The organism is Erwinia sp. PME.40.26/001, assembly GCF_055556675.1.
In genome coordinates this window covers 148775-175028 of record NZ_JBVHNP010000004.1, presented here as the reverse complement: position 1 = coordinate 175028, position 26254 = coordinate 148775, and the positions used below count along the sequence as shown (strand labels likewise).

Below are 26254 nucleotides of genomic sequence, written 5' to 3'. Positions count from 1 at the left end.
GAATGAGTGAAAAGAACCAGACGTTACCCCCCCCAGCGCTGCAGCGTTATCAGTTTCCCCCGCTGCGCAAACCCTGGCCGCAGGCGGACAACGCGTCCCCACTGGATGCGGCCGACTATCAGCAGCAGCGGATGGCGGGTTTTCAGCAGGGCGTCAGCGATGGCTTCGGGCAGGGGGTGGAGCAGGGAAAAGAACAGGGTTATCAGGAGGGGCTAATCCGCGGTCAGGAAGAGGGGCTGCGCCTGGGCCGGGAAGAGGGAAAGCGCACGGCTCACAGCGAATTCATGCTGGCCAGCCGCCCGCTGGACGGTCTGGTGGCTCAGATGCAGACCGCGCTGGAAGAACATGAGCAGCGTCGTCGCAGCGAGCTCTTGCCACTGGTAGAGAAAGTCACGCGTCAGGCGATCCGCTGTGAGCTGGCGCTGCAACCGGGCCAGCTGCTGGCGCTGGTCGATGAGGCGCTGGGCAGCCTGACGGAAGCCCCGAAGCGGCTGAGGGTGCTGCTTAACCCGGAAGCCTTCGCCCGCATCAGCGAGATGGAACCCCGTAAGGTTAGCGAATGGGGCCTGAGCGCCGAGCCTGATATGGCCCCCGGGGAGTGCCGGATCGTCACGGAGTCGGCAGAGCTGGATGTCGGCTGTGAGCATCGTCTGAAACAGTGCATGGACGTGCTGTCGCACAACCTCTCCCTGCCGCAGGAGGCATCCGGCGCATCATGATCGCACCTTCGACGTTAGATAAGGCACTGAAGTCAATAGAGAACATCAGTCTTGCCCGGGTTGCCGGAAAGCTGGTGCGGGCGAACGGGCTGCTGTTGGAGTCGCAGGGCTGTCAGCTGGCGATAGGGCAGCGCTGCCAGATCGAACTCAGCGACGGTGAGCGGATTGACGCTCAGGCGGTCGGCTTTAACCGGGAGGTGACCTGCCTGATGCCGTTCAAGTCTCCCCGGGGGCTGATCGCCGGTGCCCGGGTGTTTCCCGCCGAAAAAAGCAGTGAGCTGATGATTGGCGATAGCTGGCTGGGGCGGGTGATCAACGGCGTCGGTGAACCCATTGACGGGCGCGGCAGGCTGGACGGTGACATGCCGCTGCAGCAGACGCTTCAGCCGATCCCGCCACTGACCCGTAAGCCCGTTGACAGCCCGCTGGATGTGGGGGTGAAAGCCATCAACGGACTGCTGACGATAGGCAAAGGGCAGCGCGTCGGGCTGATGGCAGGATCCGGCGTGGGGAAAAGTGTCCTGCTGGGCATGATCACCCGCGCTACCCGCGCCGACGTGGTGGTGGTGGGGCTGATTGGTGAGCGCGGTCGTGAAGTCAAAGAGTTTATCGACAATGCACTGCAGGCGGCGGGCATGGCCCGGTCAGTCGTAGTGGCTGCCCCGGCCGATGAGTCGCCGCTGATGCGTATGAAAGCAACCGAACTCTGCCACGCCATTGCCCGGCACTACCGCGATCGTGGCAAAGACGTGCTGCTGCTGGTGGATTCCCTGACGCGCTACGCGATGGCACAGCGCGAGATTGCCCTGTCGCTGGGCGAACCGCCGGCGACCAAAGGCTACCCGCCCTCGGCGTTTGGCATCATTCCCGGGCTGGTGGAAACAGCCGGGAATGCGGAGGGCGAGGGGACGATGACCGCAATCTATACCGTGCTGGCCGAAGGCGACGATCAGCAGGACCCGATCGTCGACTGCGCGCGTGCGGTGCTTGACGGGCATATTGTCCTTTCCCGCACGCTGGCGGAAACCGGTCACTATCCGGCAATCGATATCGGTCAGAGTATCAGCCGCTGTATGAGTCAGGTCACCGACAAAGCACACCAGCAGGCGGCCCGCAGCCTGAAGCAGCTCTATGCCGATTATATGGCGATTAAACCGCTGCTGCCGTTGGGGGGATATGTTGCCGGTGTGGATACCAGCGCGGATCGGGCGGTGCGCCTGTTTCCGGCGGTCGAAAATTTTCTCCGTCAGTCGGTGGATGACAGCGGTGTCCTCGCGCAGTGCATCAGTGAACTGGCAACGCTGGCGACCGCCTGAGATCGAAAAATAAAATAAGAATATCAACGTACGGGGTTTAACCCGGGAGGGGTAAGGGTGCTGGAGAAACTACGGCAGATGCGTCAGCGTATCGTGGAGCAGACCCGCGTCAGGCTGGCACAGCAGCAACAGCTGTGTCAGCGCTGCAATAACAATATCGCGTCACTGAAAGCATTAAGCGATAGCAGCGACGGCATCGCATCCGATGCGGTTCAGTTGCATAACCAGGCGAGATTCAAAGCCACCCTCCGGCGGGTGATCGACTGGCAGGAGCAGGAGAGGGCGCTGGCGGCCATCGAACAGGTGCGCATCCAGCGTGAGCTGGCCGAACACGCCCGCCGCGAGATGGCCCTGCGTGTCGTCATGGAGCAGCAAAAACAGGCCCTGCGAATGGCGCTGGAGCGCGACCAGCAAAAACAGACCGATGCGCAGGGAATGCAGAGCTGGATGCGTAACAAAAAAAGTGAATAAGTGGAATAACCCAGTGAATAACCGATTAAAGAGAGCGGCTGCGTCCGCCGCACCGCCTCTGCCCTTTGTCAGCGTCGTAACGCCGACGTGGAACCGCCGGCATTTTTTACCCTATCTGCTGTATATGTTTCAGTACCAGGATTATCCCGCCGACCGGCGTGAGCTGGTGATCCTCGATGACTCCCCTGACAGCAGTGCGGACCTGGTGGAGATAATAAAAAAATATGCTGTCTGCCCTGAGCTGATCCGCTATTACCACCTGCCGCAGCGGTTAGCCATTGGGGCAAAGCGCAACCAGCTGAATACGCTGGCCAGGGGGGACTATATCCTCTGTATGGATGACGATGATTATTATCCGGCCGATAAAATCAGTTACACCCTCGCAGAAATGCAGCGTCATAAGGCGACATTTGCCGGCTGTGACAGTATTCCCATCTGGTACAGCCATATCGATCGCATCTATCGCAGCGACACGTGGGGGCCACGGCACGCGCTGAACGGTACCTTTGCCTTTCACCGTTCGCACCTCAGGCGGCATCGCTTTGATGATGAGGCGCAGCTGGCAGAGGAGGGGAGTTTCCTGCGCAATTTCACCACACCGGTGCTGCAGCTGGCACCGGAGCGCAGCATTCTGTGTATTTCTCACAGTGGCAATACCGTGGATAAAGATTTCGTGATGGGCAGCGGCCAGCGCGATCCCCGCACGCTGGCCGACGTCGTCACAGACGCACACCTCATGCGCTTCTACCAGCGCCTGCGGCAGGCTCCGGTCAGAACGCAGGTCGACTGGTGTTTCTTCGACCGTATCGTGGTGAACCCCGTATCCCGCTGTGAGGCACAGCAGTCCCGTTTTATCAGCGAACTGCTGGCGCAGGGCGTACGGCCGGAACAGCTGGAGAGTCTTCCCATGCAGTCCGGGCCGCTGGCTTCAGGCCATCTTTATGCGGCGGAAAGGGCGTATCGGGAAGGCTGGCGTAACTATCTGCTGCTGGATGATCGTGCGCACGCTGTACGTCAGGAAAAAACGGTGCATAACGTTAACCAGCTGCTCGACGCCTGCCGCCAGCTGCGCTGGGACGTGCTGCTGCTGGGTTGTGAACTGGAAAGAGGGCAGCCACTGTCAGCACTTCCGGCCGCGATCAGAGCCACCCAGGTCAGCCGCCCGGTAGCTTACGCCGTCCACCAGGATCGGTATGCCGATGTTATTACCCTGCTGAAAAGCACAGAGGCACAGCAGCGCGCCGCGCCGGAAGATGCGCAGCTTCAGCAGGATCTGCAATGGCAGACGCTGTGCCAGCGCGGGCGCTGGTTTGCGCTTTATCCCAGCTATTTCTATCAGGATTGCGATGAAACGGGCCAGCCGCTGGCCCACCATTTTTTCCGCAAGCTGAACACCTCAAACAGGCCGTAATCAGGCCAGGGAGTGATTGTGAAGATGATTGAATGTTATACCCCGCAGTTTGTTCTGCGCCTGCAGCAGAACACCGAAAAATGCGGTTGCGCGGGCTGCAGGCATCAGCCATTCCTGGTCAGCCGCCGCTGGCAGGCGCAGGTCCGCCACAGTGCCCGACTGGGGTGCGACCGCGCCGCGCGGGAAATTCTCTGTCATGACGATGCGTTTGTGCTGCACTGCGGGCAGACAGAACAGCGGGAAGCGACCCCGCTCGATCCGTGCCAGCAGGCGATGAATCAGGCGGCGATTACGCTGACGGTGGCCACCGATGCTGACCCCGATGTGATCCTTTATGCGGTCGGCATTCTGATCAGTAAAAGCCGACAGCATACCAGCCCGACGGAGATTGCCGCCCTCGGTGACGATCTGGTCGGGCTGCTGGCGCAGGGCGTGATGCAACAGGCTTTTGCGCAGCTTCCGGTCATTGACCGCTGGAAACTGGCAGAGCTACGGTCGTTAAGCCGCAGTGAACTGGATGCGGATCTCGACCCGCTGACCGGGATGACACTGGTGCTGAAACTTAACGAAATTAATGTGATGGCCACGGCTTACCTGCGGGACGAGTTGCAGTCGCTGGAGCAGGATCCCCGTCTGGCCATCTTTATGCAGTCGCACCGCAGCGTGTTTATCAACGTTCTGCTGTATGAGTTTTACCATTATGTTTTCCCCGGTGCGGACGGGGAGACGCGTGAGCTGCAGTACCAGCGCCTGTGTCGGCGCTACTTCAACCTGAAAATGCTCTGCGCCCTGTTTGTGCAAAACGATCTGCCGCTGGATGACGAAACGCTCTCTGCGCTGTTCGCCGCATGGCAGCGTACCCCTGAAGTCGCCGACAGTGACAATCCGCTGCTGGCCGGGATCAGCCTGCTGAGATAAGCCGCGATGACTGTGATCACTTTTGGTACCTTCGATATTTTTCATATCGGTCATCTGAATATACTGCGCCGGGCCAGTGAAATGGGCGACCGGCTGGTGGTCGGGGTATCCTCTGATCGGCTTAACTTCAGCAAAAAGCAGCGCTATCCGCTCTACACCCAGCAGCAGCGGATGGCGATTGTCGGGCAGATTAAAGGCGTGGATGCGGTGTTCCTCGAGGAGTCACTGGAGAAGAAGGCGGAGTATATCCGTCAGTTTTCGGCCCGGATTCTGGTGATGGGGGATGACTGGACGGGGCGCTTTGATCACCTGCAGGGGCTGTGTCAGGTCTGTTATCTTCCGCGTACGCCGTTGATCTCCACGACCTCCGTGATCGCTATGCTCCGCAGCCAACCTGTTTAGCGAAACAGCTGTTCGCGCAGGCTGTGCAGATAAAAGTTCTGCTGCCCGTCTGCCGGACGAGCCAGCAGCGTGATCATTTCCGCCGCCGCCCGCGCACCCGCCTGACCATCCTGAAATTCATCGCAATAGTGCTGACGAAAGGCCGCCAGTTCACTGGTTTCACACGGCTCCCGTCCGTGGCTGAGTATCGCCTCCAACTCTGCCAGCGTGCCGACGCTGTGGATATGCTGCAGGGCCGTCTGCTCTGCGCTGCGGGGGTCACTCAGTGTCTCACCGCCCGCCAGCTTTTCCCGCAGGCCCGGCCACTCCAGTAACACCGTACGCTTGCGCGCATGGATGGCATCAAAAATAAAACCGCTGTTATCCGTCAGCACCAGATCGGCAGCGTCAAGCAGGGCAAACGCCGATGCCGAGTTAACCATGTTTTTGCTGAAAAGGGTTTCCATCAGCGTCAGCGAGGCGGCTTCGGACGCACGCAACCGGGTGCCGTGGTGCAGTTTTACCAGCAGGGTACACTGCTGCTGCAGGTCGTTAAGCCGCTCAGCCCAGTGGGGAACAGAGCTGAGATCGCCAAACGTCGGTGCATACAGCACCAGGGGTTTGGTTTTATTTCGACTCAGCGCCCGGACCAGCTGGCGATCGTAACGGCGGTTGTGCCAGTCATCAAAGCGCGGATTTCCGGTGGTGACCGCGCTGCCGGCAATATTCAGCTTATCCCGGGAGTGGTTGCCGTAGCAGAGGATCAGGTCGTAAAACGTATTCCACCAGGCGTGTCCCCAACGGTCTTTCGCCAGTCCATACATTGCCCGCACGTGATACCTGGCCGTGCCGTTCAGCAGCGGTGTGTAATAAGGGCTGACCATCATGGCCAGCGGAGGCTGCATGCGCAGACGGGAGTGCAGGAGCACCGCCAGCCCCTCGTGGCGAAGCGCCCCGACCATGGCAATCATCTCGCGCACAAACGCCGCATCACAGCTATCCGCCACCACCAGCGCGCAGTGATGACCCTGCTGTTGCAGGGCGAAAATAATGTTTTTATACACATCATAATGAAAAGCGGTTTCCATATAGAAACCAATAACAGGGCGGTGGGGCATGCGGTTTACTCGGATTTAGCGGGAATAGAGGAAGTCTTGCGGATGTTGATGCAGCACGGAAGCCAGGATCTCCTGCTGACCGTTCAGCAGCAGACCATTACGCTGGTTAAGCTGCTGGCAGAGCCGGGCCTGATGTTCCAGCTGCCGCCATCCGGCGGTGGCCCGCTGGCAAAGGGCCACGGGCAGGCGGGAAAATAGCGCCTGCATGCCGCTGCCGTCCGGCATCAGGGTGAAGCCGGTCAGTGTCTCAGCCCGGCGGCGCGCGCTGGCGTGTAACAGCGAATACACCGACATCAGCTCATGGCCAATATCACGGCTGCGTTCTGTCTGGCAGGCCAGCAGGGCCTCACGCTGCTGTTTGAGCAGTAAAGTCAGCTGCTGATAGTGTCCGGCATCCTGTTGCAGGTCGCGCAGCAGGATTTTAACGCGTTCGGTCGGGCTACTCATCGGCGGTAGTAATCCATCATTGACCGGGACAGCGATCCTGCATCCAGATCCAGGGTTCCCTGACGGATAGCCGCTTTCAGCTCTGCAACGCGCTGGCTGTCCACGTCAGCCAGCGCGCGCAGCGTTTGCTGTGCCTGACTGACCGGCCCCAGCGGCGTGGAAGCGGGGGCCTGAGGGGTGTTCACGTTCGCTGCGGCAGAGGCTTTAAAGGCGGTCTGCATGGCACTGCCCGCGGCGGTGAGAGAAGAGGTAATTTTCATCGCGTGTTAATAACCTGAATAGTATTTTGAACGTCGTCTGACAGGATAAAGCGACGCACCCGGCAAAAACTTAAGCCCGGGAGGAAAAATATTTCCTCCTCAAGCGGGGCGAATGCCGGGGGGCTGGCTCACGGCTTACGGCAGGGATCCCTGCAGCATGTGAACCAGACCCTGCCCGGCGACAACGGCGCTGACAACGCGCTGGCTGCTCAGGTTTTTGACTTTAATGACGTCTCCCCTGCGGCCCTTTCTCATCGCCTCTCCCAGCATTCTGGCCTGCACACCATCCTGTTCTGCCAGCATCACCACCCGCTGATGGCGCTCCACCATCACCGGCTGCTCCAGCAGTGAGGGAGAGAGCGGTTGCAGATCGCGAATACTCTTTTTTACCGTCAGCCCGATCGCGTCATCCGGATCCGCCAGGATGCCGTCACGCAGCCCTGTGATATTTCGCTTCCTGATGGCCACATCGCTGGCGGTCAGCACTTTCCCCCGCGCCAGACGATGCTTCGCCACCAGCACGGGCAGATAGATTTCGGGCTTAACGGTGACGTTAACTTCCCAGCCGTTGGCATCTTCACAGCGAATATCATAGCGCAACCGGGATAAGTCTGGCTTTTCATGGACCGGCATAGCCACCGTCAGCGGGCGGGAGCAGCGAGTGAAGCGGCTGGCCTCCGTGGGGATAAATACATTTATTTTTGACTGATATCCCTGCCATTTATTCAGGGTGGCGGTACGGGTGATATCTGCCCCGGCGCTGGCCACCGCCTGCTGATAAATCTGCCTTCGTGCGTTTTGTCCATCGGCGGCGGCGGAAACAGCCGGAAGTGCCCAGAGCGGCAGGCAGAGGAAAAAAACTTTCCCTGCGGTCAATGTCTTTTTCATAAAAACCTCTTTAAATCAATGAATTATAAATTTGGCACGTCTTTTGCTATAGACGTGTGAATCATTGTTTAACTGAGGTTTTCACGTGGGAATAAGTTTTGATAAATCACTGGGCATACATCCTGCCGCGCTACAGCTTCGACTCTCCCGGGCTGAACTGTTGTCGGCAAATCTGGCCAATGTTGATACCCCAAACTTTCAGGCTAAAGATATTGATTTTGCCGGTGAGATGCAACGTTATCAGAGTAAAAATTCGCTTAACGGACTCCCGCTGGTGAAATATCGCGTTCCAGGTCAGCCTTCTGCGGATGGTAATACCGTGGCACTGGAGGTGGAACAGGCCGAATTTGCGAAAAACCAGCTGGATTATCAGACCAGTTTGCAATTTTTAAACTCGAAATTATTGGGCCTTAAGCAGGCCATTGAAGGGAAATAGCCATGTCATTTAACGACATCTACCGGGTGTCAGGTTCGGCCATGACAGCGCAGACCGTGCGCCTGAACACGATTGCCAGCAATCTGGCCAATGCGGAATCCCCCGCCGCCAGTGCGGAGGCGACGTACAAAGCGCGGCGCCCGGTCTTCGCCGCCATTTATCAGCGCAGCCCTCTGACGGACAGACCGGCCCTGGCCGGGGCGCGCGTACAGGTGCTGGACGTAGTGGAAACCGGTTCAGCCATCCGGCGCTATGAGCCGGGTAATCCGCTGGCCAATGCCCGGGGGGAGGTGTTCTATCCGGATATCAATACGGTCGAGGAAATGGCCGACATGATGTCAGCATCCCGCAATTTTGAAACCAACGTTGAGGTGTTAAACAGCGTGAAAAGCATGCAGCAAAGCCTGCTGAGGCTGGGGGAAGCCTGATGAGCGTCAGCAATGTAGCAAGAGAGTATCACAGCGACGACCTGACCGCCCCGAACGCGCCTGCGGGCAATGGCGGTAACGATCTGAACACCATGTTTATGAAACTGCTGGTAGCCCAGATCCAGAATCAGGATCCGTTAAACCCGACCGACGGCACGGAGTATGTCGGCCAGCTGGCGCAGATGACCCAGGTTCAGTCGATGCAGAACATGACGGGCATGATGCAGAACGCAGCCACGCTGGTCGACAACATACAGGTGCTGGCCGTCGGCAATCTGGTCGGCCAGAAAATAATGGTGCGCAGCGACAGGGTGAATCTGGATGAACAGCCGATTGAAGGCCGCCTGACGCTGGATCACCCCTCAGCGAACGTTACCGTGCATATCAAAGATGCCGCCGGTAGTGAAACGACACTGGCGCTGGGCGCGCAGGAAAAAGGGCTGGTGGACTTTACGCTGGATCCCGCGTCGCTCGGCCTGGCCAAAGGCGAGTACAGCCTTTCGGTTGTCACCGATGAGGGTGGCAGCACCGGACCCATTGAGATCGCCGGGATCGTCAACAGCGTGCGTATCGGCCCGGACGGCTCGCCGCTGCTTACCCTTCCCGGCCTCGGGGAAGTGCCCTTCTTTACTATCAGTCAGTTTGGCGGACAGTCCGCCGCGTCACCAGCGTAAGGATTTTATTGATGAGTTTTAATATTGCGACCTCCGGGTTGAATGCGATTACCCAGCAGATGAATGCAATCAGCAACAATATCGCCAACAGTGGTACCACCGGTTACAAATCCATGCGCGCTGAGTTTTCCGCCCTGTATGCCGGCAGTGCACCGCTGGGAGTCGGCGTCAGCAGCCTGTCGCAAAGCATCTCGACCGGCGGGGGCATTTCCGGCACCGGGCGGAACCTGGATCTGGCGATCAATGGCAATGGTTTCTTTGTGGTGCGCGATACCAATGGCAGTACCAGCTACACCCGTGCGGGCTATTTTGGTACTGATAATGACGGTTATCTGGTCAACAACCTCGGCAGTAAGCTGCAGGGATATCCGGTTAACGCGGAAGGAAAATTACAGAGCGGCACGGTAGGGGATCTGCAAATTAATGCCAGCGGCCTGCCGGCAAAAAGCTCCACGACGCTGGACTTTGTAGCCAATCTGGATGCCCGTGCGGAGGCTAAACCCGCCACCCCCGGCTTCGACCCGGATAACAACGATACCTTTAACAACAGCTATACCTCCCAGCTGTATGACTCTCTGGGGCGCGAACATACCCTGACCCAGTATTTTGTTAAAAACGCGGATAACCAGTGGACTGCGCACTATGTGGTGGACGGCGACAGGGCGAACGCCACCTCCTCTCCACTTGAGTTTGATACTAACGGCTTGTTGACCCAACCAACGGGACCGGTCAGCGTCACGGCTGCCGTTGCCGGGGCGGAAGATCTGAATATTCAACTCAGCTACAGCGGCACCAGCCAGTATGGTTCTGATTTCTCCGTCAGTAAAAATAAGGCCGACGGCTATAAGTCCGGTGAAAAAACGGGTCAGCAGATTGATGATGACGGCATGGTGTATGCCACCTTCAGCAACGGTCAGCGCCTGTTACAGGGGCAGATGGTGCTGGCTAACTTCACCAACCCGGACGGGCTGGCGGCCACCGATGGTACCACCTGGCAGCAGACCAATGGCTCAGGGGCTCCGCTGCTGGGGGCTCCGAAATCAGGCATGTACGGCACGATAAAATCCGCTGCGCTGGAGTCATCCAACGTTGACCTGACGGCGGAGCTGGTCGGGCTGATGTCGGCACAGCGTAATTATCAGGCCAACACCAAGGTCATCTCGACCAACGATCAGATGATGAACGCACTGTTCCAGGCGCTGTAAGCATGGACCGGCTTATTTATACCGCAGTCAGCGGCGCTAACCGCAGCCTGAATCAGCAGATGATCCACGCCAATAATCTGGCGAACGCCAGTACCGAAGGCTTTCGCGCCGATCTGGAGCGGGCCAGCAGCCAGCAGGTGGCGGGCTATGGCTATCACAGCCGCTACCAGGTGAACAGCCAGAACGGCGGCATCAATATGGCCAGCGCTGCGCTGCAGGAGACCGGCCGGGCGCTGGATATTGGTATTCGCGGAGAGGGGCTGATCGCCCTGCGCGAAGGGCGGCGAGAGGTCTACACCCGTAACGGCCATATCGACGTTGATGAGAGGGGCAATCTGACAATCAGCGGCAGACCCCTGCTGGGCGAAGCGGGGCCGATCCAGCTGCCCCCTTACTCAGAGGTGGCCATCGGTGAGGACGGTACCATCACGGTGATCCCGGAAAGTGGCGATCTGAACGCGGCAATGGATGTGGATCGCATCAGGCTGGTCGACGTTGCTGCAAACCGCCTGCGTAAAAATGACGATGGACTGCTGGTCAGTACCCGCCTGACGGAACCGCGCAGCGAAAGCGTCCGGCTCGCCAGCGAGCATCTGGAAACCAGCAATGTCTCTGCAATCAATGAAATGGTGGCAACGGTGTCTCTCAGCCGCCAGTTTGAAGCGCAGATAAAAATGATGAAAGCGGCTGAAACACTGGCACAGGCGGGCAACCGGCTGATCCGTGGCAGCTAAGACAGAAAGGAAAGGACAACGATGAATCCCGCATTATGGGTTAGTAAAACCGGGCTGGCGGCACAGGACGCCAAAATGGGAGCCATTTCTAACAATCTGGCCAATGTTAACACCACCGGTTTTAAGCGTGACCGCGTGGTATTTGAAGATCTGTTCTACCAGACCCAGCGTGCGCCCGGCGTGGCGCTGGATCAGAACAACAACACGCCCGGCGGTATTCAGTTCGGTAGCGGAGTCAGGATCCTCGGCACGGAGAAATCCTTTACCACCGGTTCGGTTCAGGTCACCTCCAAAGAGCTGGATGTGGCGATCACCGGACAGGGTTTTTTCCAGATAGAAACCGCTGATGGTGATATCGCCTATACCCGTGCCGGTAATCTGAGGATCAGCGCTGATGGCGTTCTGACTAACGCTCAGGGGCTGCCGCTGATCCCCGGTATTGAATTGCCCCAGGGCACCAAAAGTATCGGCATTGCCAGAGACGGAACGGTGACCGCGCAGGTCGGTGGCGAAAGCGAACCGGCTGAACTCGGGCAGATTACCCTGGTGAACTTTATTAATCCGGCCGGTCTGGAGGCGACGGGAGGCAACCTTTACCGTGAAACCACCGCCAGCGGCGAAGCCTTTGAAGGCGTACCGGGCGAGGAAGCCTTCGGCGAACTGGAACAGGGGGCGCTGGAAGGTTCCAACGTGCAGGTGGTGGAAGAGATGGTGGACATGATCACCGTGCAGCGCGCCTACGAGATGAACGCGAAAATGGTCTCGGCGGCGGATGACATGCTGAAGTTCCTTAATCAGCAGGTCTAACCGTACGTCCGGCGAGAAGCACGCGGTCCGCGCGGACTGCGCACTTAGCCCACTGCACTGACAGGTGAAAAAAATGAAAAAAAGCCTTCTGCTGCTGGCCGCCTCAGGGCTGTTAAGCGGCTGTGAAAGCCTGCCTTACCGGATCCAGAAAGACGATGCCGAATTTGCGCCGCCTGCCAGCCTCAGCCAGCCGGCGGCGGCGGTGCGTGGCGGCGGGCTTTATCAGGGGAGCTATAACTGGTCGCTGACCCAGGATCGCCGGGCCTATCGCGTGGGCGATATTCTGACGATTTTGTTGGATGAATCGACGCAGTCCAGTAAGCAGGCCAAAACCAACTTTGGCAAAAAGAACGATGTTGAACTGGGGGTGCCTTCCGTAGCGGGCAAGTCGCTGGATTCGCTAAGCGGTTCCGTGTCCGGCAACCGTCACTTCAACGGTAATGCTACCTCTGCCCAGCAAAACATGCTGCGCGGGTCGATCTCCGTGGCGGTTCACCAGGTGCTTTCTAACGGGGTGCTGGTCATCCGTGGTGAAAAGTGGCTGACCCTGAACCAGGGGGATGAGTATATGCGGGTATCCGGCCTGGTTCGCGCGGATGATATTGCGCGGGATAACACCATTTCCTCTCAGCGTATTGCTAACGCCCGCATCTCTTATGCCGGGCGCGGCGCCCTGAGCGATGCCAATTCTGCCGGGTGGCTGACGCGTTTCTTTAACCATCCTCTTTTCCCGATTTAAGGTTTTTTAATATGTATCGTTATTTTATCCCGCTGCTGATCGCCGGGATTGTTGCCCATATGACCCCGCTGCACGCTCAACCGTTAAGCGCGCTGGTAGACGTACAGGGGATCCGTGGTAACCAGCTGGTTGGCTACAGCCTGGTCGTGGGCCTGGATGGCTCGGGCGATCGTAATCAGGTCAAATTTACCAACCAGTCAGTCACTAATATGCTGCGTCAGTTTGGCGTACAGATGCCGGCCAAAATTGATCCGAAGGTGAAAAACGTCGCCGCCGTGGCGTTAAGCGCCACGCTGCCGCCAATGTACGCGCGCGGTCAGACCATTAACGTGACCGTCTCATCGATGGGCGATGCCAAAAGCCTGCGCGGCGGCACGCTGCTGCTGACGCAGCTGCGCGGAGCCGATGGCGAAGTCTATGCGCTGGCGCAGGGGAATGTGATGGTCGGCGGGGTGACGGCCAGCGGTGACAGCGGTGCCAGCGTGACGGTCAATACCCCGACTGTGGGCACGGTACCTAACGGCGCGACGGTGGAACGTGAGATACCCAGTGATTTCGCGGAAAGTCATGATGTTATCCTCAATCTCAAACGGCCGAGCTTTAAAACCGCAAACAATATTGTGCTGGCGCTGAATCAGCAGTTTGGTGACGGTGTCGCCCGGGCGAAAAGCGCCACGAATGTGTCGGTCAGCGCCCCGAAAGATCCCGGCGCACGGGTGGCTTTTATGTCTGCCCTGGAGGACGTGCAGGTCACTGCCGGTCATCAGCCTGCGCGCGTGGTCTTTAATGCGCGAACCGGCACGGTGGTGATGGGCGAAGGGATTGTGGTACGTGCCGCAGCGGTCTCCCACGGTTCCCTCACCGTGACCATCAGTGAAACAAAAAATGTCAGCCAGCCCGCCCCGCTTAGTGAGGGAAAAACGGCGGTGACCCCGCAAAGTGATGTCAGCATCGATCGCGGTGCAGGGCAGATGGTCATGGTGCCAGCGGGCACCAGCCTGCGCACTATTGTCAATACCATCAATAGCCTGGGCGCTTCTCCTGACGACACGATGGCCATTTTACAGGCGCTGCATGAAGCGGGCGCACTGGATGCCGAACTGGTGGTGATCTGATGATCGCGTCGGTTCATACCCCGCTGTCGCCGGGAGCGACAGACTTTAGCGGCCGGTTAACACCGCGCAATCTGGATGAGGCTGCCGGACAGTTTGAAGCCATGTTTTTACGCCAGATGCTGCAGGAGATGCGTAAAAGTGTGGATGCCCTTGCCGGCGATAACGGTCTGTTCAGCAGTCGCGAAGCCCGGACGCTGAGGGACTTCTACGACGATGCGCTGGCCCACGAGCTCGCCAGCCAGCGGACGACCGGCATTGCCGGACTGCTCATCCGGCAGCTTTCAGAAAACACCACCAGGAGATAACGATGAACTCTCTTTTTAGCATTGGTTACAGCGGGATGCGGGCGGCACAAACGCAGCTCAACGTATCTGCGCTGAACACGGCAAATCTTGCTACGCCCGGCTACACCCGCCAGCGCGTAGAGCAGATGGCCATAGGTCCGATGGGGCAGTCGCGTTTTGACAGCGGCAGTGGCGTGGCGGTCACCGGCATTCGTCGTATGGCGGATCAGTTTCTCACCGGTCAGGTCTGGCGTGCCCACACCGAAGGAAATTTTTTTGCCACTTCCCAGAGCTATCTGGGCCAGCTGGAAACCCTGATCGGCTCCGACACTTCCGGGCTGGGCGACGGACTGGACAATCTGTTCGGCGCGTTAAGCGGTGCCACGGAAAGGCCGGAAAGTCAGGCGATGCGGCAGGATGTCCTGTCCAATGCACAGATGCTGGCGACGCGTTTCAACCAGCTACAGGCATTTATCAGTAAACAGCACAGTGACATACGCAGCCAGCAGCAAAGCAGTATCGGCAGCATTAATGTGCTGAGCAGCACGATTGCGGACTACAACAAGAAAATTGCGGAGTCAGAGGCCCTGGGGGGCGATACCAGTATTTTACGCGACCAGCGGGACGAGCGGGTAAAAGAGCTCAGTGGCTTTGTGGATGTCCGTATCAATGAAACTGCGGACGGCAGTTATACGGTCGCGCTGAACAGCGGGCAGCCGTTAGTCAGCGGTAGCACGTCGGGCACACTGGTCATGAAGGAGAGCGGCGGAAACAGCAGCCTGTCGCTGGCCTTTTCCAACACCACGTTTCCGGTAGATATGGCCTGTGGTGGCGCACTGGGGGGGCTGCATCAGTATGAAAACGACACGCTGAATAAGATGGAAGCCTCGGTACAGGGCATGGCGGCTTCGCTGGCGGAGGCGTTTAATACTCAGCTGGCGGCGGGCTTTGACAGCCACGGACAGCCCGGTAAGCCGCTGTTCAGCTTCGATCTTTCAAATCCGAACGGCATGCTACAGCTGACGGATCTCGGCTGGGATGAGCTGGCCTTCTCTGCGATGCCCGATGCGGATGGGAATAACGATAACCTGAAAAAGCTGATTGGGATTGGCACGATGGCGATGGCTATCCCGGGGATGGGGACCACCACGCTGTCGAATGCCAGCGCCACGCTGATCGGGACAGTGGCCACACAGAGCCGTGACAACCAGGCGGCACTGGAGGCGGCGTCGGCGCTGTTAACCCAGGCGGAAAACGATCGCAGTAATTACAGCGGGGTGCTGGAAGACGAAGAGGCCATCAATCTTATCGTCTATACCAAAGCCTATCAGTCAAATATGAAAGTGATTTCAACCGGCGATCGTATCTTCAGCGATCTGCTGGCACTGTTCTGAACATAACAGGAGCGGGCATGCGTATCAGCAGCCAGAGTTTTTCTCACAATATCGTGCTTAATTTTAACCGCAATAACGCGCGGCTGTTTGCCGTGCAGAATAAAATCTCCTTACAAACACGCCTGCTTAAGCCGTCTGACGACTCGATAGCCAGCGCCCGGCTGGCTCAACTGCGCCGTGAACAGTCAGCGATTGGCCAGTATCAGACCAATATTCAGCGGCTTTCAGGTCATCTGGCCACCCAGGAGAGCAGCATCCGGGGCTGTGAACAGCAGCTTCTGGCGATGAAAGATAAGCTGGAAGAGTCGATGGGCGGCACGCTGTCGGCTGAAGAGATTAGCGGTTACGGTAAGGAACTGGCCTCCATGCTGGAGTCCACCATTACCCTTATCAACACCCGCGATGAAGAGGGGCGCTATCTTTTTTCGGGCACCCAAACCAGCCAGCAGCCAGTGGTATTTGATGAGAACAGCCAGCGCTGGACTTACCGGGGTAATGACGACACTGCCCGCACCCTGGTTTCCAGCGGGCAGGAAATTCAGCTGACAACGGCGCTGGCTCCGGCCTTTGGCGACGGGATGGAAACGCTCAATCTGCTGCAGGCGGTGGTGACAAAAATGCAAAATCCCGCCAGCGATCCGGCCGACTACTTTGGCGAGATGCAGGCGGCCTTTAATGCCCTCGAGCAAACCCACGGCGGCGTCGGAGCACTCTATACCGAACTGGGAGGACGGCAGAACAGTCTGACACTGCTTAAAGATATCCACGATGACAATGGGGTGGTCACCGATACGGTGATCAGCAGCCTGACGGCGCTAAATATGGCAGAAGCCACGATTGAACTGACCGGGCTCTATAACGCCACGGTGGGCGCACAGAAAAGCTACACCAAAATCCAGCAGCTTTCGCTGTTTTCACTGATTTAAGACACTGACATGATATCTGTTCATCATCACGCCGGGGCGACCTCCCCGGCAACGGTCAGCCCCGCTCCCGTCAACACGGCACTCGCTGCGCGTTCACGGGCGGCGAGTGCCGTTAACACCGGGGCGGAGGAGGGGCAGAAAGCCGGAACGGCTTTTCCAGACAGGCCGCGTATTTCCTCTGAACCGCTGCGCTACAACGTCCAGCTTAATCAGCAACTGACAGCGGTGCAGCAGGCCGGGGACTTTCTGCTGGAGACAGAAAAACAGGTGTTGCAGCTGACCCATCTGATCACCCGACGGGCGGCGGGCGGTGAGGTGGTCAGGCAGGCAGAGGCGCTGCAACAGCTGCTGGCAAAACGCGGGGAGCGCTCTGCCGGAACGGTGGATCGGCAGTTACAGCTCAGTCTGCAACATCAGCCAACGGTCACGTTCAGCCTGCAGGATGGGGCTGAACTGCTGAACAATACTCAACCGGAGCTGCTGACATTTTCGCTGGTGGGTCGCCAGCGTTCGCTGAGTGCAGCAGATCTCGACGGCAGCTCCCCACAGCAGAACCTGTTACGCCTTAACCAGGCGCTGGGTAAGTGGGGCATCTACGGTCAGCTGAGTGCAGGACAGCTGAATTTTCAGGTGAGTGAACGGCGCTGGCCTGAGGTCAGCCAGCATCTGAGCGTGCAGGGCAGCGGTGAACGTTACCCGCAAGGGCAATTTTATCCGCTCAAACTGCAGCCGGCAGCGAGCCTTGACGAAACAGTGGAGCAGGTGATCCGTACTCCGGCGAGCGCAGGCTCACTGCTGGGCCACCTTGATACGGCGCTTGAGACAGTGACCCGTCAGCGGCGGGCGCTGCAGGTCACCCGCAGCCGGGTTCAGCAGCGTATAGACAGTATGGCCACCTTCAGCAGTCTCCCCTCGGCACGCCAGGCCGCAGAGGACCTGGCAGCCCGACTGCACCAGGCGGATTTTAGCCTGGTATCCCAGGCGCTGGGCGGACAGGCCAACGTCCGTGGCCCACGGGTACGTAACGTTCTGGCCGTCTGATAACCGATCCGGGGCAGGTAAACGCCCCGGGTTTTTGCAGGATTTTTGACCGCCTTCAGTTATTTTCAGTTTTTTTTCTCAGGTGCTTAATTATTGCCGCCGGCCTGTCGCTTTTGTCTGGTACTGGAAACGGAATCACGGTGATTCCTCAAGGAGCAAAAAATCATGGCACTATCCATTTTCACCAACGCAGCATCAATGAGCTCAACCAACGCAATGAACAAAGCGACAGGCAGCCTGAATGTCGCCATGCAGCGTCTGGGTACCGGCAAGCGCATTAACACGGCGGCGGATGATGCAGCAGGTCTGCAAATCGCCACCCGTTTACAGGCGCAGTCTAACGGTATGGGCGTGGCGAAACAGAACATCTCCAAAGCAACCGCCATGATGCAGACCGCCGAAGGCGCGTTTGATGAAGTGAATAATATCCTGTATCGCATGAAAGATTTGGCGACGCAGGCAGCGGATGACACCAACAGTGATGACGACCGCGCCGCGATCACCTCTGAGTATGGTGAGCTGAACTCAGAGCTGGAAAACATTATGAGCAACACCTCCTACGGCACAGAGAAGCTGCTGTCATCCGTCAGCGGCAATGTTTCCGGCAAGCTGACCAAAGAGCTGCAGTTCCAGATTGGTGCCAGCACCGATGAAACGCTGAAGGTGAACTTCGGGGCTGATATGACCAAAGTCACTGACTCGCTGAAAACGCTGCTCTCTTCCGATCTGACCTCCGCCAGCGGCGGTAACACGGCAATTGATGAACTGAACACCGCTATCAAAGAAGTGGGTTCAATGCGTTCTTCTCTCGGGGCCAACATTAACCGTCTGGGCCATACCGGCGCGAACCTGGCCAACATGCAGGACAACACCAACGTCAACCTGGGCATTATCCGCGACGCTGACTTCGCGACAGAAGCAACCAGCATGACGCGTAACCAGATGCTGACTCAGTCAAGCCAGGCAATGCTGAAGCAGGCTAACGGCATGAGCCAGATGGTGCTGGGCATGCTGGGGTAATCCCTTCCTGATGCAAAAAAACACCGCTCATGTAGCGGTGTTTTTGTTTCCGCCTGTCGCGTAAAAATTTCCCCTTCAGCCGGAAATAAAGCTTCCATCCTTGTGTTAACTCATTAATAAATAACACTATTAAAAGTTGGCACGCAGTTTGCTATATATCTGAAGTATGGATCATAAAACAGTGTCTTCGCGCCTGTCCGCGCGCAGGCAAATGAGAGGTAATGATGAGTTGGCTGGATAGTTTTGATCCCCAGACAGTGTCTCAACAGCTGGCAATGGCCAGCATCAGCGCACAGCAGTCCCAGCTGAAAAACCAGCAGGACCGGGTCTCTGCACAGCAAAAAGCCCTGACCACGCTGAAGACCGCGCTGACCGATTTTCAGTCGGCGCTGAAAGGACTGACGGTGAGTGGCAGCAGTGGTGGCATGGTGAAAAACAGCGCCACTGCCAGCCAGGAAGGGTACGTCACGTTGAGTGCCAGCAGCAGCGCGAAAAAAGGGTTGTACAACATCAACGTGAAGGAGACGGCCAGCGCCGATCAGAAGGCGTTTGAATCCCTGCAGGATGCCGATATTGCTGCGGCCAGTGGCAACCTGCGATTAAGCGTCGGGGATAAAGAGGTAGACATCGATCTGTCGGACGTCACCACCCTGGCGGAACTGCGCGACAAAATCAACGCGGAGGGCAGTGCCTCGGGCGCAACGGCGTCGCTGGTGAAGCAGAACGGTCAGAACATTCTGATGATCAGCAGCGATAAAACCGGGGCGGCAAATGCCGTCACCCTCACCGCTGATGACGCAGCGCTTCACAACCAGCTGAACACCCAGGCGACGACGATTTCACAGGCCAAAGATGCGGTGATCACCATGGGGGAGGGGAGTATGACCTTTACCAGCAGCACTAACCGCTTTAAGGACACCATACCCGGAGTTGAGCTGACGGTGATCCGCAAAACGGCCGAGGGTGAGCCGCTGATTATTAACGTTGATAACGACGCAGCCGGCACCCGCGAACAGGCGAATACGTTTGTTGATGCGTACAACAAACTGCGCGGGCAGCTGGATGACCTGACCAAAAGTGGCAACAGTGATGGTTCAGTGGCTCGCGGCGCTCTGGCGGGGGATTCCGGCATTACCTCGCTGGAAAGCAAGCTTAACGCCCTGCTGCGCACGGAGTTTAACGGCGCGAAGCTGACGGACTTTGGCATTACGCCGGATAAAACGGGTCAGCTCAAACTGGACGGGAAAAAATTTGAAGCTGCGATGAAAGAGAAGCCGGACGCTTTTAATAGCCTGTTTGACGGCAACAGTGGCCTGCTGAAACGAATAGAGAAGGAGGCACTGGACACCTTCCTCAGCGGGACGAAAGGCACGTTAAAGCAGCGCCAGGAAAGCCTGGACAGAAAAAGTGAGCAGCTCACCCGCAAGAATTCGCAGATTCAGACGCGTTACGAAACGTCGTTCAATCGCTATGTGAAAGAGTTCACCAATATGAAAACCATCATCGCGCAAATGAACCAGACGATGGGGCAATTCTTCTAGGAACAGACAGACCATTATGTACGGAAATTCTAACGACTTTACGCGCTATCAGGAGGCGGATCTGGCGATCCGCACTGCCGCAGCCACGCCCCACCAGCTGGTGGTGATGTTATTTAACGGTCTGCTTGATGAACTGACCCGCGTCAAAGGCCATATCCAGGCTCGACGTTACGAACGTAAAGCGGACAGCATTACCCGGTGCATTGATATCCTCAATGCGCTAACCAGCGCGCTGGACTACGAGCGGGGCGGTGAGCTGACGCTGAGGCTCGCGGAGCTTTACGACTACTGCGTTTATCGTCTGTACGATGCCAGCCACCATCTGTCCGTAGAACAGATCGGCGAAGTCGAAAGCATTCTGCGCACCCTGCAGGAAGGCTGGGAAGGAATGGCGGCGTGATGGACCGGCGCATTCTTCAATTGGGGCGCGCACTGGAACAGGCCGCAGCCGATGAAAGCTGGGATGAGATCCGCCGTATTGATACCCGCATCAGCCAGCTGCTTGCGGCCATTCGCGAACAGGACCTGCAGGAGGTACTGCGGGACGAGCTGGCCCAGCTGCGCCGCAGCCATCTGCGGGTGGCAAAAGTGTGCAGTGAACAGCATGACGTCCTGCAAATGAAAATTCAGCAGTACCAGCAAAACCGGGAAAGACTGCGGGCCTACGCGCTGTTTTCCGGCAGTGATGAGGAGAGTGAATGACCGTCACGATTTTGCCCGGCACGGGCACGCCTGTGCTGACCGGTCTCTCGTTTCCCGCTATCACGCCACCGCCCGTGTCTGCTGCAGGGGATACCGTGACTGAACCGCTGCTGTTAAGCCTGTTGCCCGTCCGGGTGGCTCCGTCTACAGAACCGCCCTGTATGGATGTCGTGCAGCAGGACAGCACTGAGCGGCCGACAGCAGAAAATGATCCACAGCTGCTGATGGCGATGCTGTTAGCGGCACCGGTCAGTCTGCCACCGGCCGGTACGCTCTCTCCGGCCCCTGTACCGCGTGGGGAAGAGGCCACAGTGGTTGCGCAAAACAGGGCACCGACAGAAGCGGCCGGTCTGCTCAGAACTCACCTGCTGGCAACGGGGGGGGCTCCAGGGGGAGCCCCCGGACCACTGCAGCCGCAATGCAGCGAAGAGGGCCAGCCGCCGCCCGCCCGGCTGCCGCTGGCAGGCGGACAGGACGTGCTGGCAAAACCGGTCCCCCCCGGCGCGGGGCGACCAGACCCGACGGCCAGACCGGAGCGGCAGAATCTGCACCTCCCGCAGGCGGCCGAAGGATCGGTGTTCCATCCTGCACCGGCGCTGGCCCAGGCCTTAATGAAAAGTGAGGCCGCCGCCGGGAAATTACCGGCCATCGTGCTGCCTGACGCACCCGCGCAGCAGGCGGAGGCGCTGCAGAAAGCGCTGGCCGGGCGACTGACGCTGCAGATCGAACGGCACGAGCAAAAAGCCACCATCCGTCTCGACCCACCCCATCTGGGGAAGGTCGATATTTCGATTCATTTTGAGTCGGGAAAACTTCAGGTTCAGATTCAGGCGGCAACGCCTGAAGTCACACGCTTGCTGCAGCAGGTCAGCAATGAGATGCGCGCCAGCCTCAGTGAGCAGAACAACGTTCAGGTGAACGTTCAGGTGTCGACCCAGAGCGGCGACAGCCGCCAGCAACCGCGACACCGTCCGCAGCCGGAAACGGCAATAGCAAATAATAACGAAGAGGTGACCGCGCAGCAGCGCGGCACCGACGGCACAATACTGACCATGGTGTAATAATGAATATGAAGACCTTATTACTGAATTTTATTCTGATGCTGGTGACCGCAGCGGTGACATCGTTACTGGTATTAGTGGGTTCTCAATATCTGAATAAATCGGACAGCGAAAGTGCTGCCGGGACTTTTTTTTCGACATCCACTTCGGAAGAAAAGAAAAACCTGCAATTTGTTGAGATTAAAAATCTGGTGATCACGCTGAAAAGCAATACGGTCAAAGAGCGTTATTTGCTGCTTGACCTGGCGCTGACCACGCACGATGAAACCCAGTCTCAGCGGGCAGAAAATCTGCTGCCGAAAATTAAAGGAATTGCGGTAGATGTGCTGACTTCAATGGAGTACAGCGAAGTGCGCAGTATGTCAGTGATGGAACTGCGGGCCCTGATGATGGAGCGCTATCAGTCTGCCTTCCATAATATTAGTGTCACTATCCCTTTTGACGATGTGACCATTTCTAAAATGGTCTTCCAGTGATGTTTCGCCATGAGCACTTTTACTGATATTACGGCGCTGTCGCCCGTTGAGGAGAGCCGCTTTATGCAGCAGTGGCTGCCCCTGGTGAAAAAAGTGGTGCGCCAGCTCACACCGCAGGCTGACGGCGTGATGGGGCGCGATGACATTGAACAGGTAGCGCTGATGGGATTGCTGGAGTCGCTGCGGCGCTATGGCAAACCTGACGATCGGTTTGCAAGCTATGCCATGCAGCGTGTGCGCGGGGCCGTACTGGATCAGTTTCGCCAGCACGACTGGCGGCCGCGCACCCTGCGGCAGAAGAACCACAAAATCAACGATGCTGTCCGCGAAATGGCCCGCCGCCTGGGGCGTGAGCCGACCGAAGAGGAGGCCTGCCAGCAGTTGGGTCTGCGTCATGACGAGTGGCAGGAGTACCTGCTGCTGGATGCCGCCTGTGCAATGGAGAGCCTCGATGTCCTGCTTGCCGTTGATGGCGGGGGACACAATATGGCCCTCGCCGGACGCGACCTGGAAGAGGAAGTGGATATTCAGCGTACGCTGGCGCGTGCCATCAACAGCCTGGATGAACGTGAACGCATCATTCTTAATCTGTATTACCAGCAGGGCATCAGCCTGAAAGAAATTGCCCTGGTACTGGAATTAACAGAAGCGCGAGTCTGCCAGCTGAATAAGAAGATCAGCGAAAAAATTAAAGTCTTTTTTTAAACGGAAAGAAAATGCAGAAACTTATTGGATTAATCGTTGTGCTCGGCTGCGTGGTCGGCGGATATATGATGTCTGGCGGCCATATTGCGTCTTTCTGGCAGCCGGGGGAGCTGGTTATTATTCTTGGTGCCGGCGCGGGGGCAATGATTATTGCCAACCCTAAGCATGTGTTAAAAGCCATGTGGTTACAGAGTAAAGCGGCCGTCAGTAAAGATGAACAGAATGCCGAATTTCAGCGTCAGTTACTGATGCTGATGTATGAGCTGCTGGAGCTGGTTCAGGACGGCGGTCTGAAGGCGCTGGATGAACATATTGATATCCCGGAAAATAGCGGGCTGTTTCAAAAATATCCGCTGATCTTAAAAGATAAAGGCTTTATCACCTTTATTTCGGACAATTTCCGTCTGATGGCGATGGGGAAAATTAACGAGCATGAAATGGAGGGACTGCTCGAAGCGGAAATAGAAGCGGTGGAAGAAGAGCTACTGGTCCCTTCCCGGTCGCTGCAGCGTACGGCGGAAGCGATGCCTGGATTTGGCATTTGTGCGGCGGTACTGGGGATTATTATCACCATGCAATCGATAGACGGCTCCATTGCCCTGATTGGGCTGAAAGTGGCGGCGGCGCTGATCGGGACGTTTCTCGGGGTGTTTCTCTGCTACTGCCTGATGGATCCGCTGGCTAATGCGATGGAACAGTGTATGCGCAAACGGATGACCGTTTTTTTCTGTATCCGTACCGTTCTGGTCAGCCATGTGGCGGGTAAGCCGACGCTGCTGGCGGTGGATGCAGGCAGGAAGCTGCTGTCGCTGGAGTCTAAGCCGACGTTTGCCACCCTGGATGGCTGGGTGAACGCCGTGACCGAGAGCGTGGAATGAAGAAGAGCACGCATACCACCATTATAAAACGCGGCGGTAAAAAGGCTCATCATGGTGTGCATACCGGGGCATGGAAAGTGGCCTTCGCGGACTTTACCCTGGCGATGATGGCGCTGTTTATGGTGCTGTGGATCGTGGGCTCGGTATCGAAAGAGGAACGTGAGGAGATCGTAGCTCACCTCAACGGGACGTCGATTTTTCAGGGAACCCTGTTCAGCCCGGTGAGCGATCCGGCGATCCCCGGTCCTGCACCGGTCTTTCGCGAGATGCCGGCAGAGAGCGATCCGGAGGAGGGGGAGGTCACGTCGCCCTCACCGCCGGAGACGCTGGAAAACGTGCTGTCACGCTCCGATCGGGAGCTGGATGCGCTGAGCGAGGCGATTACCCGCATCACGGCAGACTTAAACGCGCAGGGAAATCTCTCGCTGGAAAAAGTGCCCCAGGGGCTGCGCATCCTGCTGCAGGACGACGACGATCGGGTGATGTTCCCACGCGGTAGCGCGCAGATGACGCCGTTTTTTTCACGCCTGCTGGGCGAGCTGGCACCGGTCTTTAACCGCATTGATAACCAGGTGGTGATCAACGGCCATACCGATGCCGCGCACTATCGCCAAAGTGCGGGCTATAACAATTGGAATTTATCCGGCGATCGCGCCCTGGCAGCCAGAACCGTACTGGAAAACGGCGGACTGGACGTTCAGCGCATCATCCAGGTCAGTGCCATGGCCGACAGGATGTTACTCGACCCGGCCAATCCGCTGTCTGCCCGTAACCGGCGCATTGAAATTATGGTCCTGACCCAGGCGGCATCAGACACGTTGTACCAGTTTTACGGGCGGCACGGCGTGAAGGTCATCAAGCCGATTATTGACCGCCTTGACTCACCCTTAGTGCCTTGAGCCAGCGTTTTTTTTGGCTTCCCCGGCGGTGTTCTGCCGCCGGTTTTTTTCTTTTCAGGTTTTTGAAGCGATCGCTGCCTTCGTCTGTTGCCAGTCGGCGTAAACAGGGGGATCATGGCGTATTGTGCGTTTTTGTTGAGTTAGCAACATGTTGATCAGTACCGATGCGGCAAGGACCTTCAATACGGATAGCCGCCTGGCCTGTACGCTGGCCGCCGTTGCCGGGGCGCTGAATACGGCAGCCTTTGAAAGTGTCGGTTTTTTTTCGGCCAATATGACGGGCAATATCTCTTCGCTCTCGGACCATCTGGCTAAGGCCAATCTGACGGCAGGCATTTTCTTTCTGGCCATTGTTTTGCTGTTTATTGCCGGCTCGGCGCTGTCCACCCTGATTATTAATGCGGGTCGCAGAAGAGCCATCAGCACGATTTATGCCGTGAATATATTTATAGAGGGGCTGGCGCTGGTGGTGCTGGGCGCGGTGGCAAGCTGGCTGCCGCTGGCGTCGCCGGGGGCTCTGCTGATCCTCAGTCTGAGCTTTCTGATGGGGCTGCAAAATGCGGTAGTCACCCGGATCTCCAATGCGCGGGTCAGAACCACCCATGTCTCCGGTACGGCAACCGATATTGGCATTGAGCTGGCCATGCTGTTTGACGTGCTGCGCCGTAAAGAGTCGCCGCAAAATGCCCCGCAGTATCTGGAACGCCTGCGGTTGCACTTTTATACCATCCTGGCGTTTTTACTGGGCGGTGTGGCGGGGATCTGGCTGTATCACTGGCTGGGATATCTGTTTCTGATGGTTGTTGGCGCGGGGCTGCTCACGCTGGCGCTCAATACCATGTTCAGCAAACGCATCGTGATGCCCTGAGTCAGTTAAAATGGCGGCACCCTTAACGGGATTTATGCTGTAGTTTAAGCAGCAGAATAATCATAACGGCAGAGGAGCCAGCCATGAATAAAAAAATAATCGGGTGCCTGATGCTGGCGCTGCTGACCGGATGCACCGCATCCGTGGGGAACAATTTCGATGATGCTCAGCTGGCCAGTATCCATCATGATGTCACCACAAAGCAGGATCTGATCGCGCTGTTTGGTGAGCCTTCTTCAGACACGCCCTTTCCGCAGGGGCAGTCGATACTGATGTGGACGTGGAGCCAGGCGAAAACCGGCAGTACCACCGAAGGCAGAACCCTGACGGTTCGCCTGCAAAACGATAAAGTCAAAACCTGGACGGTGAGTAAAACCTGAGAAGGGCGCGGG

33 protein-coding genes are annotated in these 26254 nt (G+C 57.6%); 29 read left to right on the top strand and 4 right to left on the bottom strand.

What is annotated here, in order from left to right:
- The first annotated feature begins 2 nt into the window (after nt 1–2).
- From fliH to ACZ3HG_RS13705, 6 genes are read left to right on the top strand one after another with little or no spacing between them, the layout of a single operon-like run.
- Nucleotides 3–719: a flagellar assembly protein FliH gene (fliH, locus tag ACZ3HG_RS13730; RefSeq protein WP_465333052.1), complete on the top strand. Its 717-nt coding sequence runs from the start codon at nt 3–5 to the stop codon at nt 717–719.
- Nucleotides 716–2035 (top strand): flagellar protein export ATPase FliI, encoded by a 1320-nt coding sequence (gene fliI / locus ACZ3HG_RS13725; protein ID WP_465333051.1) that lies wholly within the window; start codon nt 716–718, stop codon nt 2033–2035. The genes fliH and fliI overlap by 4 nt, the downstream gene beginning before the upstream one ends.
- A 57-nt stretch (nt 2036–2092) precedes the next feature.
- On the top strand, nt 2093–2506 hold the full coding sequence (locus ACZ3HG_RS13720) for a flagellar export protein FliJ (protein WP_465333050.1): 414 nt from the start codon (nt 2093–2095) through the stop codon (nt 2504–2506).
- 13 nt (nt 2507–2519) lie between these two features.
- The gene (locus ACZ3HG_RS13715; protein ID WP_465333049.1) at nt 2520–3917 is read left to right on the top strand and encodes a glycosyltransferase family 2 protein; all 1398 of its coding nucleotides are present in this window, start codon (nt 2520–2522) and stop codon (nt 3915–3917) included.
- Between the two features lie 18 nt (nt 3918–3935).
- Nucleotides 3936–4835, top strand: coding sequence for a hypothetical protein (locus ACZ3HG_RS13710; RefSeq protein ID WP_465333048.1), 900 nt, complete (start codon nt 3936–3938; stop codon nt 4833–4835).
- A gap of 6 nt (nt 4836–4841) precedes the next feature.
- Nucleotides 4842–5237, top strand: coding sequence for an FAD synthase family protein (locus ACZ3HG_RS13705; protein ID WP_465333047.1), 396 nt, complete (start codon nt 4842–4844; stop codon nt 5235–5237).
- Here ACZ3HG_RS13705 and ACZ3HG_RS13700 read toward each other — a convergent pair.
- The 4 genes from ACZ3HG_RS13700 to flgA all read right to left on the bottom strand — a co-directional run bounded on the left by ACZ3HG_RS13700 (nt 5234) and on the right by flgA (nt 7929).
- Complete coding sequence (locus ACZ3HG_RS13700; RefSeq protein WP_465333046.1) at nt 5234–6304, bottom strand: CDP-glycerol glycerophosphotransferase family protein; 1071 nt, start codon at nt 6302–6304, stop codon at nt 5234–5236. The genes ACZ3HG_RS13705 and ACZ3HG_RS13700 overlap by 4 nt on opposite strands.
- A gap of 45 nt (nt 6305–6349) precedes the next feature.
- Entirely contained in the window at nt 6350–6781 is a 432-nt protein-coding gene (flgN, locus tag ACZ3HG_RS13695) for a flagellar export chaperone FlgN (protein WP_465333045.1), read from the bottom strand.
- Nucleotides 6778–7041, bottom strand: coding sequence for a flagellar biosynthesis anti-sigma factor FlgM (flgM, locus tag ACZ3HG_RS13690; protein ID WP_465333044.1), 264 nt, complete (start codon nt 7039–7041; stop codon nt 6778–6780). Before flgM ends, flgN begins: the two co-directional genes overlap by 4 nt.
- A gap of 135 nt (nt 7042–7176) precedes the next feature.
- Nucleotides 7177–7929 (bottom strand): flagellar basal body P-ring formation chaperone FlgA, encoded by a 753-nt coding sequence (flgA, locus tag ACZ3HG_RS13685; protein WP_465333043.1) that lies wholly within the window; start codon nt 7927–7929, stop codon nt 7177–7179.
- Nucleotides 7930–8014: 85 nt separating this feature from the next.
- Here flgA and ACZ3HG_RS13680 point away from each other — a divergent pair, with 85 nt between their 5' ends.
- From ACZ3HG_RS13680 to ACZ3HG_RS13570, 23 genes are all read left to right on the top strand, one after another.
- Nucleotides 8015–8365, top strand: a complete 351-nt coding sequence (locus tag ACZ3HG_RS13680; protein WP_465333042.1) for a flagellar basal body protein — start codon at nt 8015–8017, stop codon at nt 8363–8365.
- Nucleotides 8366–8367: 2 nt separating this feature from the next.
- Complete coding sequence (flgC, locus tag ACZ3HG_RS13675; protein ID WP_465333041.1) at nt 8368–8793, top strand: flagellar basal body rod protein FlgC; 426 nt, start codon at nt 8368–8370, stop codon at nt 8791–8793.
- On the top strand, nt 8793–9467 hold the full coding sequence (gene flgD / locus ACZ3HG_RS13670) for a flagellar hook assembly protein FlgD (RefSeq protein ID WP_465333040.1): 675 nt from the start codon (nt 8793–8795) through the stop codon (nt 9465–9467). The genes flgC and flgD overlap by 1 nt, the downstream gene beginning before the upstream one ends.
- 11 nt (nt 9468–9478) lie before the next feature.
- Complete coding sequence (gene flgE / locus ACZ3HG_RS13665) at nt 9479–10672, top strand: flagellar hook protein FlgE (protein WP_465333039.1); 1194 nt, start codon at nt 9479–9481, stop codon at nt 10670–10672.
- 2 nt (nt 10673–10674) lie between these two features.
- The gene (locus ACZ3HG_RS13660) at nt 10675–11406 is read left to right on the top strand and encodes a flagellar basal body rod protein FlgF (RefSeq protein WP_465333038.1); all 732 of its coding nucleotides are present in this window, start codon (nt 10675–10677) and stop codon (nt 11404–11406) included.
- Nucleotides 11407–11427: 21 nt separating this feature from the next.
- Complete coding sequence (flgG, locus tag ACZ3HG_RS13655) at nt 11428–12213, top strand: flagellar basal-body rod protein FlgG (protein ID WP_465333037.1); 786 nt, start codon at nt 11428–11430, stop codon at nt 12211–12213.
- Between the two features lie 73 nt (nt 12214–12286).
- The gene (flgH, locus tag ACZ3HG_RS13650; RefSeq protein ID WP_465333036.1) at nt 12287–12952 is read left to right on the top strand and encodes a flagellar basal body L-ring protein FlgH; all 666 of its coding nucleotides are present in this window, start codon (nt 12287–12289) and stop codon (nt 12950–12952) included.
- 59 nt (nt 12953–13011) lie between these two features.
- Entirely contained in the window at nt 13012–14067 is a 1056-nt protein-coding gene (locus ACZ3HG_RS13645) for a flagellar basal body P-ring protein FlgI (protein ID WP_465333231.1), read from the top strand.
- On the top strand, nt 14067–14372 hold the full coding sequence (locus ACZ3HG_RS13640; RefSeq protein ID WP_465333035.1) for a rod-binding protein: 306 nt from the start codon (nt 14067–14069) through the stop codon (nt 14370–14372). The genes ACZ3HG_RS13645 and ACZ3HG_RS13640 overlap by 1 nt, the downstream gene beginning before the upstream one ends.
- A 2-nt stretch (nt 14373–14374) precedes the next feature.
- Nucleotides 14375–15745, top strand: a complete 1371-nt coding sequence (gene flgK / locus ACZ3HG_RS13635) for a flagellar hook-associated protein FlgK (protein ID WP_465333034.1) — start codon at nt 14375–14377, stop codon at nt 15743–15745.
- 17 nt (nt 15746–15762) lie between these two features.
- A complete protein-coding gene (locus ACZ3HG_RS13630; protein ID WP_465333033.1) occupies nt 15763–16671 on the top strand; it encodes a flagellin N-terminal helical domain-containing protein in 909 nt (302 codons plus the stop codon).
- A gap of 9 nt (nt 16672–16680) precedes the next feature.
- Complete coding sequence (locus tag ACZ3HG_RS13625) at nt 16681–17712, top strand: hypothetical protein (protein WP_465333032.1); 1032 nt, start codon at nt 16681–16683, stop codon at nt 17710–17712.
- A gap of 165 nt (nt 17713–17877) precedes the next feature.
- Entirely contained in the window at nt 17878–18732 is an 855-nt protein-coding gene (locus tag ACZ3HG_RS13620; protein WP_465333031.1) for a flagellin N-terminal helical domain-containing protein, read from the top strand.
- Nucleotides 18733–18953: 221 nt separating this feature from the next.
- Nucleotides 18954–20273 (top strand): flagellar filament capping protein FliD, encoded by a 1320-nt coding sequence (gene fliD, locus ACZ3HG_RS13615; RefSeq protein ID WP_465333030.1) that lies wholly within the window; start codon nt 18954–18956, stop codon nt 20271–20273.
- Between the two features lie 16 nt (nt 20274–20289).
- Complete coding sequence (fliS, locus tag ACZ3HG_RS13610; RefSeq protein ID WP_465333029.1) at nt 20290–20673, top strand: flagellar export chaperone FliS; 384 nt, start codon at nt 20290–20292, stop codon at nt 20671–20673.
- Nucleotides 20670–20975 (top strand): hypothetical protein, encoded by a 306-nt coding sequence (locus tag ACZ3HG_RS13605; protein ID WP_465333028.1) that lies wholly within the window; start codon nt 20670–20672, stop codon nt 20973–20975. Before fliS ends, ACZ3HG_RS13605 begins: the two co-directional genes overlap by 4 nt.
- Nucleotides 20972–22036, top strand: coding sequence for a flagellar hook-length control protein FliK (locus tag ACZ3HG_RS13600; protein WP_465333027.1), 1065 nt, complete (start codon nt 20972–20974; stop codon nt 22034–22036). The genes ACZ3HG_RS13605 and ACZ3HG_RS13600 overlap by 4 nt, the downstream gene beginning before the upstream one ends.
- A gap of 2 nt (nt 22037–22038) precedes the next feature.
- Nucleotides 22039–22512: a flagellar basal body-associated FliL family protein gene (locus tag ACZ3HG_RS13595; protein ID WP_465333026.1), complete on the top strand. Its 474-nt coding sequence runs from the start codon at nt 22039–22041 to the stop codon at nt 22510–22512.
- 9 nt (nt 22513–22521) lie between these two features.
- Nucleotides 22522–23217 carry a FliA/WhiG family RNA polymerase sigma factor gene (locus tag ACZ3HG_RS13590; protein WP_465333025.1) on the top strand — a complete coding sequence of 232 codons (696 nt, stop codon included), beginning with the start codon at nt 22522–22524 and terminating at the stop codon, nt 23215–23217.
- An 11-nt stretch (nt 23218–23228) separates the two neighbouring features.
- A complete protein-coding gene (motA, locus tag ACZ3HG_RS13585) occupies nt 23229–24095 on the top strand; it encodes a flagellar motor stator protein MotA (RefSeq protein ID WP_465333024.1) in 867 nt (288 codons plus the stop codon).
- On the top strand, nt 24092–24994 hold the full coding sequence (lafU, locus tag ACZ3HG_RS13580; RefSeq protein WP_465333023.1) for a putative lateral flagellar export/assembly protein LafU: 903 nt from the start codon (nt 24092–24094) through the stop codon (nt 24992–24994). The genes motA and lafU overlap by 4 nt, the downstream gene beginning before the upstream one ends.
- Before the next feature lie 148 nt (nt 24995–25142).
- Complete coding sequence (locus ACZ3HG_RS13575; protein WP_191933560.1) at nt 25143–25862, top strand: YoaK family protein; 720 nt, start codon at nt 25143–25145, stop codon at nt 25860–25862.
- Between the two features lie 83 nt (nt 25863–25945).
- On the top strand, nt 25946–26242 hold the full coding sequence (locus tag ACZ3HG_RS13570; protein ID WP_191933559.1) for a hypothetical protein: 297 nt from the start codon (nt 25946–25948) through the stop codon (nt 26240–26242).
- Nucleotides 26243–26254: the final 12 nt, after the last annotated feature.

Excerpts from the sequence above, each read along its gene's own strand:
- ACZ3HG_RS13700 (WP_465333046.1), bottom strand. The coding sequence starts at position 6,304 with ATGGAAACCGCTTTTCATTATGATGTGTATAAAAACATTATTTTCGCC.
- flgC (WP_465333041.1), top strand. The coding sequence starts at position 8,368 with ATGTCATTTAACGACATCTACCGGGTGTCAGGTTCGGCCATGACAGCG.
- ACZ3HG_RS13705 (WP_465333047.1), top strand. The coding sequence starts at position 4,842 with ATGACTGTGATCACTTTTGGTACCTTCGATATTTTTCATATCGGTCAT.
- ACZ3HG_RS13570 (WP_191933559.1), top strand. The coding sequence starts at position 25,946 with ATGAATAAAAAAATAATCGGGTGCCTGATGCTGGCGCTGCTGACCGGA.
- ACZ3HG_RS13595 (WP_465333026.1), top strand. The coding sequence starts at position 22,039 with ATGAATATGAAGACCTTATTACTGAATTTTATTCTGATGCTGGTGACC.
- lafU (WP_465333023.1), top strand. The coding sequence starts at position 24,092 with ATGAAGAAGAGCACGCATACCACCATTATAAAACGCGGCGGTAAAAAG.
- fliH (WP_465333052.1), top strand. The coding sequence starts at position 3 with ATGAGTGAAAAGAACCAGACGTTACCCCCCCCAGCGCTGCAGCGTTAT.
- flgH (WP_465333036.1), top strand. The coding sequence starts at position 12,287 with ATGAAAAAAAGCCTTCTGCTGCTGGCCGCCTCAGGGCTGTTAAGCGGC.
- ACZ3HG_RS13630 (WP_465333033.1), top strand. The coding sequence starts at position 15,763 with ATGCGTATCAGCAGCCAGAGTTTTTCTCACAATATCGTGCTTAATTTT.
- ACZ3HG_RS13660 (WP_465333038.1), top strand. The coding sequence starts at position 10,675 with ATGGACCGGCTTATTTATACCGCAGTCAGCGGCGCTAACCGCAGCCTG.
- flgG (WP_465333037.1), top strand. The coding sequence starts at position 11,428 with ATGAATCCCGCATTATGGGTTAGTAAAACCGGGCTGGCGGCACAGGAC.
- ACZ3HG_RS13625 (WP_465333032.1), top strand. The coding sequence starts at position 16,681 with ATGATATCTGTTCATCATCACGCCGGGGCGACCTCCCCGGCAACGGTC.
- fliD (WP_465333030.1), top strand. The coding sequence starts at position 18,954 with ATGATGAGTTGGCTGGATAGTTTTGATCCCCAGACAGTGTCTCAACAG.
- ACZ3HG_RS13645 (WP_465333231.1), top strand. The coding sequence starts at position 13,012 with ATGACCCCGCTGCACGCTCAACCGTTAAGCGCGCTGGTAGACGTACAG.
- flgE (WP_465333039.1), top strand. The coding sequence starts at position 9,479 with ATGAGTTTTAATATTGCGACCTCCGGGTTGAATGCGATTACCCAGCAG.
- fliS (WP_465333029.1), top strand. The coding sequence starts at position 20,290 with ATGTACGGAAATTCTAACGACTTTACGCGCTATCAGGAGGCGGATCTG.
- ACZ3HG_RS13640 (WP_465333035.1), top strand. The coding sequence starts at position 14,067 with ATGATCGCGTCGGTTCATACCCCGCTGTCGCCGGGAGCGACAGACTTT.
- flgK (WP_465333034.1), top strand. The coding sequence starts at position 14,375 with ATGAACTCTCTTTTTAGCATTGGTTACAGCGGGATGCGGGCGGCACAA.
- flgD (WP_465333040.1), top strand. The coding sequence starts at position 8,793 with ATGAGCGTCAGCAATGTAGCAAGAGAGTATCACAGCGACGACCTGACC.
- ACZ3HG_RS13600 (WP_465333027.1), top strand. The coding sequence starts at position 20,972 with ATGACCGTCACGATTTTGCCCGGCACGGGCACGCCTGTGCTGACCGGT.
- ACZ3HG_RS13620 (WP_465333031.1), top strand. The coding sequence starts at position 17,878 with ATGGCACTATCCATTTTCACCAACGCAGCATCAATGAGCTCAACCAAC.
- flgM (WP_465333044.1), bottom strand. The coding sequence starts at position 7,041 with ATGAAAATTACCTCTTCTCTCACCGCCGCGGGCAGTGCCATGCAGACC.
- motA (WP_465333024.1), top strand. The coding sequence starts at position 23,229 with ATGCAGAAACTTATTGGATTAATCGTTGTGCTCGGCTGCGTGGTCGGC.
- fliI (WP_465333051.1), top strand. The coding sequence starts at position 716 with ATGATCGCACCTTCGACGTTAGATAAGGCACTGAAGTCAATAGAGAAC.
- ACZ3HG_RS13590 (WP_465333025.1), top strand. The coding sequence starts at position 22,522 with ATGAGCACTTTTACTGATATTACGGCGCTGTCGCCCGTTGAGGAGAGC.
- flgA (WP_465333043.1), bottom strand. The coding sequence starts at position 7,929 with ATGAAAAAGACATTGACCGCAGGGAAAGTTTTTTTCCTCTGCCTGCCG.
- ACZ3HG_RS13575 (WP_191933560.1), top strand. The coding sequence starts at position 25,143 with ATGTTGATCAGTACCGATGCGGCAAGGACCTTCAATACGGATAGCCGC.
- flgN (WP_465333045.1), bottom strand. The coding sequence starts at position 6,781 with ATGAGTAGCCCGACCGAACGCGTTAAAATCCTGCTGCGCGACCTGCAA.